General features: G+C 47.1%; 7 protein-coding genes. 5 read left to right on the forward strand and 2 right to left on the reverse strand.

From position 1 onward, the window contains the following. Positions 1-67 precede the first annotated feature (67 nt). Positions 68-952, reverse strand: a complete 885-nt coding sequence (gene dapF, locus QUB10_RS22010) for a diaminopimelate epimerase (protein ID WP_333205414.1) — start codon at positions 950-952, stop codon at positions 68-70. A gap of 321 nt (positions 953-1,273) precedes the next feature. Between dapF and QUB10_RS22015 the strand changes: the two genes are divergently transcribed. Next, entirely contained in the window at positions 1,274-1,486 is a 213-nt protein-coding gene (locus QUB10_RS22015; RefSeq protein WP_333205415.1) for an Hfq-related RNA-binding protein, read from the forward strand. Between the two features lie 155 nt (positions 1,487-1,641). Here the strand turns inward: QUB10_RS22015 and QUB10_RS22020 are convergent, their stop codons facing one another. Next, positions 1,642-3,957, reverse strand: coding sequence for a cation:proton antiporter (locus QUB10_RS22020; RefSeq protein WP_333205416.1), 2,316 nt, complete (start codon positions 3,955-3,957; stop codon positions 1,642-1,644). 118 nt (positions 3,958-4,075) lie between these two features. Here QUB10_RS22020 and QUB10_RS22025 point away from each other — a divergent pair, with 118 nt between their 5' ends. The 4 genes from QUB10_RS22025 to QUB10_RS22040 all read left to right on the forward strand — a co-directional run bounded on the left by QUB10_RS22025 (position 4,076) and on the right by QUB10_RS22040 (position 7,974). Further along, positions 4,076-5,170 (forward strand): acyltransferase, encoded by a 1,095-nt coding sequence (locus tag QUB10_RS22025; RefSeq protein ID WP_333205417.1) that lies wholly within the window; start codon positions 4,076-4,078, stop codon positions 5,168-5,170. Between the two features lie 291 nt (positions 5,171-5,461). Then, positions 5,462-6,640 (forward strand): NADH:flavin oxidoreductase/NADH oxidase, encoded by a 1,179-nt coding sequence (locus QUB10_RS22030; protein ID WP_333205418.1) that lies wholly within the window; start codon positions 5,462-5,464, stop codon positions 6,638-6,640. Between the two features lie 59 nt (positions 6,641-6,699). Continuing rightward, positions 6,700-7,323 carry an SDR family oxidoreductase gene (locus QUB10_RS22035; protein WP_333205419.1) on the forward strand — a complete coding sequence of 208 codons (624 nt, stop codon included), beginning with the start codon at positions 6,700-6,702 and terminating at the stop codon, positions 7,321-7,323. A 51-nt stretch (positions 7,324-7,374) separates the two neighbouring features. Further along, positions 7,375-7,974 (forward strand): IS607 family transposase, encoded by a 600-nt coding sequence (locus QUB10_RS22040; RefSeq protein WP_333205420.1) that lies wholly within the window; start codon positions 7,375-7,377, stop codon positions 7,972-7,974. The last annotated feature ends 109 nt before the right edge of the window (positions 7,975-8,083 follow it).

Raw genomic sequence — 8,083 nt, forward strand, 5'->3', positions numbered from 1 at the left:
CTGACTAATGACTGATGACTAATAACTAATGACTAATGACTAATAACTAATGACTAATGACTAATGACTAATGACTAATACAACCAGTAAATACTCGCTGTGCCGGCCCAGTCATGTAAATCCGCCCAGAAACTTCTGCCCATTCGATTTCCAAAACGCCGCCGGGGAGCTCAACAGCAGTTGCCCGATCGCACTTCCCTACCAACACCCCAGCTACCACAGCAGCACAAGCACCAGTCCCACAAGCTAGAGTAACACCCGCACCTCTTTCCCACACCCGCATTTTTACATAGTCTGAACGTACCACTTGAATAAATTCCGTATTGGTACGCTGCGGGAAGGCTTTGTTGTGCTCGAATTGAGGCCCGACAGTTTCTAAAGCAACCGCCGAAACATCCTCTACAAAGGTAATGCAGTGAGGATTGCCCATACTGACGCAGGTAACAGACCAAGATTTATCAGCAACTTCGATCGGCACATCTATAACTTTGGCATCCGCTGCAGCCAAAGTTGTCGGAATTTCCGCAGCCAGCAGCCTGGGCACTCCCATATCCACCTTCACCTGACCGTCCGATCGCAATTCGGTAATAATAACGCCCGCACCGGTGTGAATCCGGTACTCAGTGTTAGATTCACTCCCCCCCTTAGCAAGGGGGGGTTGGGGGGGGTGAATTCCAGACCCCTCCAAATCGGCAATAAACTTAGCCAAACAGCGAATTCCGTTGCCGCACATTTCCGGTTCCGAACCATCGGAGTTAAAAATCCGCATCGTATAGTCAGTGTCATTTTGACCCGGAAGAGCAAATATCACACCGTCTGCACCAATCCCGAAATGTCGATCGCACAAATCCACAGCTTGTTCTGGCGTGATCACCGGTTCTGACGAGTGGCGGTTGTCAATCAGAATAAAATCATTTCCCAGTCCGTGATACTTCGCAAACTCGATCGGCATAAAAACAAACCTCTTTTGGTTAAAACTCATTAGATAATTTGATGACCAAATTACCCATTTCCCACTATTATAAAACTTTATGGAATTTATAGTCCTTTGTCGTCAAATATCAACAAATATAATTTTTATAACTCCACAGGGATATCTATATCTAATTAATGCTGATGTCAATGGCTCAATGAATATGGATCGAAAACTAACCGCCAATGGGTTTCTCTCTCATCGGGCACAGGCACTTGTAATTGCTGCGGCAGTAAGGGTTAAACGGTATAAACAGAAGAATATGGTTTAAGGTAATATTTGACTATATTTTTCTGAACTATGTCTGAATTTGAAACCGGATTGCCCAGCGTTCGCTTAATACAAAGCTACATCAAAGACAAAAAACAGGTGGAGATCAAACTCGTTACCGGCGACTTAGTAGCTGGCAGAATTTTTTGGCAGGATAATAGCTGCATTTGCCTCCTCGATCCCTCAGAAACACAAATTCTGATCTCGCGACCAGCAATTGCTTATCTCAAACCCAACGGCTGAGAGTGGGGCATGGGGCATGGGGCATGGGGCATGGGGCATTGGGCATTGGGCATTGGGCATTGGGCATTGGGCATTGTTGACTGTTGGCTGGAAAGCTCACCACAGTCAACTGCCAACTCTGAACTGTCAACCGTCAACTGCCAACTGCCAACTGACTAATCGCTAAACAGCTTTTCGATGACTTGGGCCTTGACCAAAGGCAGCTTTAAAGCAGGTTGCGGCACAGGCGGTGAGGCCGTCCGCTGCATCAAGCCGAGCTCGTAGAAGCCGCCACACAGCAGCAAACGATCGCCTTCTTGCAAATTCGTAGTTCCGTCGGGCCAGCGAGTAAATTTCCCTTCCCGGCGGATCGCCCGCACCTGCACCCCGTACTGCGTCAGCACATCTACCTCTGACAGTTTTTGGCCCGCCCAAGGGCTGTTTGCTGGCAGCCTCAACCACTGGCAAGAACTGTCGCCCTGCGGCACTGCAACTTCCCCCTTCGCCAGCAACTCAAAACTGATGAGTTCTTCCGGTTCTCCGACTACAAAAAGTCGATCGCCCGACTGCAAAGCTGTCTTCCCGTTGGGATAATCAATTTCCTCGCCATTCTCGCGGACGATCGCCATCACGCTAACCCCTGTCAACTGGCGCAGGTTAGTTTCTTCCAGAGTCATGCTGGCGATGGGAGAACCCGACGGCAAGCTGTACCACTCGCTGTTCATATCTCGAACCGCCACTTTCAAATCCCGCGAAATCGCCAAAGGTTCGCGCGGTGGCCGCAATTCCAGATAGCGGCTGCTGCGAATTTGCTGCACATCCCGCCCGATCGCCATTGCCGAGAGTCCCATGCCAGCCAGCAAATGGGAAGACAGTTCTAAACTGGCTTCAAACTCCGGCTGCACGACTTCCCAAGCCCCCAGTTGGTAAAGCAGTTCGATGTCTTTATCTTGGTTCGCGCACACCACAATATCCAAATCCGGGACTAATTCTAAAGCCCGCTTCAGACACAAGCGAGTGCTCATGGGATCGGGAAGGGCGATCGCCATTGCTTTTGCCCGTTCCACCCGCGCCGCTTCCAATACGTGCAAACTGGCAGCATTCCCGTAAATGTAAGGAATTCCTTGCATTCTGCACTCTTGAATTCTACTTTCTGACTCATCGATCACCACAACTGAACAGTTGCGGCTTTGCAGCATTTTGACTAAAATTCTGCCGACTCGCCCGTAGCCGCAAACCACAACATAATTTTGTTCCGGCAAAGTTTCAGCTATTGCCACAGGTTGAGATGTTTCGTCAAAATAGCGCTGCAAAGGCCCGAAATTTTCCGCCCATTTCAATAACTGCGGCACGCTTCTCAATACAAACGGAGTTAGCACGAGGGTGACTGCTGTCGTTCCTAAAATTAACAGGTAAACGTTCCGCGAAACCAGCCCCATAGCTTGGCCGGCACTAGCGAGTACAAAGGAGAATTCTCCTATTTGAGCTAAGCCCAAACCTGCGATTAATGCTGTTTTTAGCGGATAGCCAAATAGTCGGACGATCGGCGTTATAATCAAGAATTTGCCGACAAATACTATAAATACCAGTCCCAGAATTACTTCTAGATGGTTCCACAGAAACACCGGGTCGATTAACATTCCGATGGTGACAAAAAATAAGGATGCAAAAATATCTCGCAAAGGCTCGACATAAGTTAGAGTTTGGTCGGCATATTCCACCTCGGAAATCATTAAACCCGCCACAAATGCGCCCATCTCGATCGAAAAACCCAAATATTCTGTCAGCAGCGCAATCCCTAAAGCCAACACCACAACTCCCAGCAAAAACAGTTCCCGACTTTCTGTTTTCGCCAAATAGCGCAGCAACTGCGGTACCATCCAAATGCCGGCGACTACAGCACCGACAGCAAATAACCCGATCCGCAGCAGGGCCCACGCTACCGTCATGCCGATCTCTTCTGCTGGCTGATTGAGTGCCGGCAAAACTGCTAGCATTAGCCCCAAAGCCAAATCTTGAACTACTAATATTCCCAGCATGACTTGACCGTGGGAAGTACCGGATTCATTGCGCTCCATCAAGCACTTGAGTACAACTGCTGTCGAAGAAAGCGACAGAATCGCTCCTAAAAACACGCCTTGAGGAGGCGATTCTACCCAGCCTACAGCCAAGGAAATTGCAGTAGTAATGGCGATCGTCAGCACAATTTGCAAGCCCCCCCCGCCCAAACTAATGGTTTTAACTTTCTGGAGTTCGGCGAAAGAAAATTCCACTCCCAAGGCAAATAACAGAAAGGCAACCCCGAATTCAGCCAGGGTGTCTACCTGAATTAATTCTTTAATCAGCCCCAAACCAGCCGGCCCAACTACGATCCCTCCCAGCAGGTAGCCGAGAATTACCGGCTGTCGCAAGAGCGATGCAAAGAGTCCTCCTGCTGCGGCAGCAGCGAGAACTAGAACTAAGTCAACGATCAGTCGGAAGTCTTCTTGCACAACTTTATGAAAAAAGTATAAAGTTATATTATAGTATCTAATGTGTTGACTATGTTTGGCGCGTTGACTATAGTTGAGGAACAAGCACAACGGCCACCCTTGACCCAGGTATTTTCTCATGGCACAGAGTTCAACTGCTCACAAAAAGCTTAACCTCTTGCAAGTTTATCGAGGGATTGCGGCTGTATTAGTGGTAATGTTTCACCTCACCGATATGAGCGCCGAGAGATTAAATCAAGTTACTTTTTTTAATTTATTTCAGGCTGGGTGGAGCGGTGTTGATTACTTTTTTGTATTGAGCGGTTTCATAATGGTGTATATTCACCGATCGGCGATAGGTAAAAAAGACCAGTTAAAATCGTTTTTAGTCAAGCGCGCCGTGAGAATATATCCGATATACTGGATAATTACTCTGACAGTTTTGTGTGTTTTTCTAGTAATTCCCGGTTTTGCTAACAATAAAGATTTAGGTTTGGGACAGGTAATTGTTTCGCTGCTATTGATTCCTCAAAATGACAAGCCCATTCTCGATGTAGGTTGGACTTTAATTTACGAATTATATTTTTACTTCCTGTTTAGTATAGCTATCTGGTTCAAACCAAAACATTCTGTACCGATACTTTCGACTTGGCTATTTATCACGATTCTACATTTTTGTAACCTTATAAATTTCCCCAAATCTTTTTTCTTGCTAAATCAACTATTTGGCAATATGAATCTAGAATTTGTTTTGGGCTGCTTGGCTGCCTATATAGTGATTAAATATAACAATAAGATCGGTAAGTACAGGTGGATATTGTTTGGAATAGCAAATTTAGGATATGTTATTTTAGGAATGGTCGTCGCAGGGGGAAACATAGAGTTTGAGCGCGTCACAACTTTTGCAGTCCTAGCAGCTATGTTAATCATTGCTGCCACCTCGATCGACCTCAAGGAGTCCCCGAAAATTCCTGCTCTTTTAATTTTCTTGGGAGATGCCTCATACTCGATATTTTTGACCCACGGGCCGCTGATTTCAGCAAGTACAAAAATTCTGCAAAAGGCGAATTTAGCAAAATATTTCGACGGTTTCTTTGCTCCGGCTCTACTGGCAGTGTTCGCCGTAGTTTTTGGTTGCATATTCTACTCTTTGATAGAAAAACCATTGACAGTTTTTCTGCGGAAAAATATTGTTGAAAAAATGTTTCGTCCCAAAGCAGAAGGCGGACTTTAAAAAATCCGAAGGTTTGCTGCCGTTGGAAGCTAAGAATCCCGATACAGTCGGCTGTGAAATTAATCTCCTTCTAACGGGTGATTGTTACTTTCGGACTCGCAAGCCTAAACTGTGATTTTATTCCTCAAAAACGCACTCAGTCGAGATATTTGAGCTGTATAGTGACAAGCCCTCGGATGCCCCCGATTATTGGCATTGTGGACAGCCATCTCTATGCACCCGCGACCTTTGTCAATTGCCATTGAACTTCTGATTGTGTCCAGTCAGGGGAGTCAAACTGACGAGGATTAGGTGAAACCTGCCGTAGCACCTGTAAAGGCTGCGCTAGAGGCGATCGAGTCAACTTCCCAGTGTGAAGAAAGTCTGTACTTGACATCTGTGCATTTTATAACTCACGCATTTACAACCATGTCCCATTTATTTGAGCCATTCGATCAACGTGGCGTTAGCTTCCGAAATCGCATTGCAGTTTCTCCCATGTGTCAATATTCCAGTGTTGATGGGTTCGCGAATGATTGGCATCTGGTTCATCTCGTCAGTCGAGCCGTAGGAGGGGCAGGGCTGGTGATGACTGAAGCAGCAGCAGTCGAGCCTGAAGGACGAATTACGCCGCAAGATTTAGGAATCTGGGACGATGCTCACATTGAAAATTTGGCGCAAATCGTCGAGTTAATTCACCGCAACGGTGCGGTTGCTGGAATTCAACTGGCTCATGCAGGTCGAAAAGCCAGTACAGCACCTCCGTGGGATGGCGGCGATGTGCTTTCGGAATCTCAGGGAGGATGGACTTCGATCGCCCCTAGCGCCATTCCATTTGAACCCGATGGCCCCGCCCCGATGGCTCTGAGTATCGAAGACATTCAAAAGTTGACGGCATCCTTTGTCACGGCAGCCCAACGCGCCCTCGAAGCCGGATTTGACGTAATCGAGATTCATGCGGCTCACGGCTATATACTCCATGAATTTATGTCTCCCTTGAGCAATCGACGGACAGATGACTATGGTGGCACTTTTGAGCATCGCATCCGGTTTTTATGTGAAGTCGTGCAAGCGGTGCGAAATGTTTTGCCCGATCGAACACCGCTTTGGGTTCGCATCTCTGCAACCGATTGGGTTCCAAATGGTTGGGATATTGAACAAAGTATTACACTCAGCGATAAATTAAAGTCACTGGGCGTTGATTTAATCGATTGTTCATCAGGCGCAATTGTACCTGGTGAAAAGATTCCCACGGGTGCAGGTTATCAAACTATTTTTGCCGATCGCATTCGACGCGAAGCCAACATCGCCACCGGAGCCGTTGGTATGATTACTGCACCCGCGCAGGCTGACCACATCATCCGTACAGGTCAAGCAGATATGGTATTACTGGCCAGAGAAATGCTGCGCGATCCTTATTGGCCGATGCGGGCTGCCAAGCAACTACGTCAATCCGTTCCTGCTCCAATTCAATACGATCGCGCTTGGTAATTAAGCGAATTTGCGATCGATTTTAGGTCAGCCGATTTAATCAATTAACAGGAGTGAATATGTCTGAAATTCAAAACAAGGTTGTCATCATTACAGGAGCAAGTAGCGGTTTAGGTGAAGCCACCGCTCATCGCTTAGCCGCCAGCGGAGCCAAACTGATGCTTGCTGCGCGCCGCGAAGATAGACTCAAGGACTTGGTGGCTGCAATCGAAAAAACAGGTGGCACAGTTGCCTATCGAGTCACCGATGTGGCCGATCGCGCCCAGATGCAAGCATTGGCAGACGCAACGCTGGAAACCTATGGACGCATTGATGTGCTGGTCAACAATGCGGGTTTAATGCCACTGTCTCCCCTTGACCAGATTAAGGTCGATGAGTGGGATCAAATGATTGATGTCAACATTAAAGGCGTGCTTTACGGCATCGCTGCGGTGCTCCCGACTATGCGCCAACAGAAGTCCGGGCACGTAATCAACTTGTCGTCTGTTGCAGGACATAAAGTATTTCCGGCGGGGGCAGTTTACTGTGCTACCAAGTATGCGGTGCGAGCGATTTCCGAAGGGCTGCGGCTGGAGTCAAACGGTGAAATTCGTTCTACCAACATTTCCCCCGGTGCGGTTGCGACTGAGTTAACCAGTACCATCTCTCATGGTGATACGGCATCAGGGGTTAACGGCAGTTGACAATTTACCTAGATTTACCTAGGATTTAGGAACCAGATTCTCGGTAAATTAATGAACAGACTGATTAGCATTGGTGAATTGGCAGAACTCAAGGCGGTCAGCGTTGACACAATACGACGCTGGGAAAAAGAGGGAAAACTAGAGTCCGTGCGGACAGATGGCGGACACAGGCGATATCGTCTTTCCGACTTTGTTGAACAAAAAACAGGAAAGACACTTGCTTATGCCAGAGTCTCCAGTCACGATCAAAAAGCCGATCTTGACAGACAGGATGCTGTCTTGTCTGGCTACTGTCAGTCTTTTGGCTGGGAATATGAAGTCATTAGAGATTTAGGTAGTGGAATGAATTACCGCAAAAAAGGACTAACAAAGCTAATCTCTACCATCTTAGACGGCGAAGTGGTTCGACTTGTAATTACCCACAAAGATAGGCTACTAAGGTTTGGATCTGAACTTATTTTTTCACTCTGCGAATATCACGAAGTAGAAGTGGTAATTTTGAACAAAAAAGAAGACACAACCTTTGAAGAAGACCTTGCCAGCGACGTTTTAGAAATTATTACCGTATTTTCTGCTCGACTGTACGGCTCTAGGTCGAGCCAAAATAAAAAACTTATCGAAAAACTTGCAAAATCTCTGCAAAGCGATTAATCTACTAAGATACAACCGCATTGAGAGGTCGAGTGCGATTCGTTGAAACGCAAATCACGGTGAAAGTCCGTACATAGCGTCTCCAGCCACAAGGCTGAACTCTCGGACT

This window comes from Microcoleus sp. B5-D4 (assembly GCF_036705145.1).
GTDB lineage: Bacteria > Cyanobacteriota > Cyanobacteriia > Cyanobacteriales > Microcoleaceae > Microcoleus.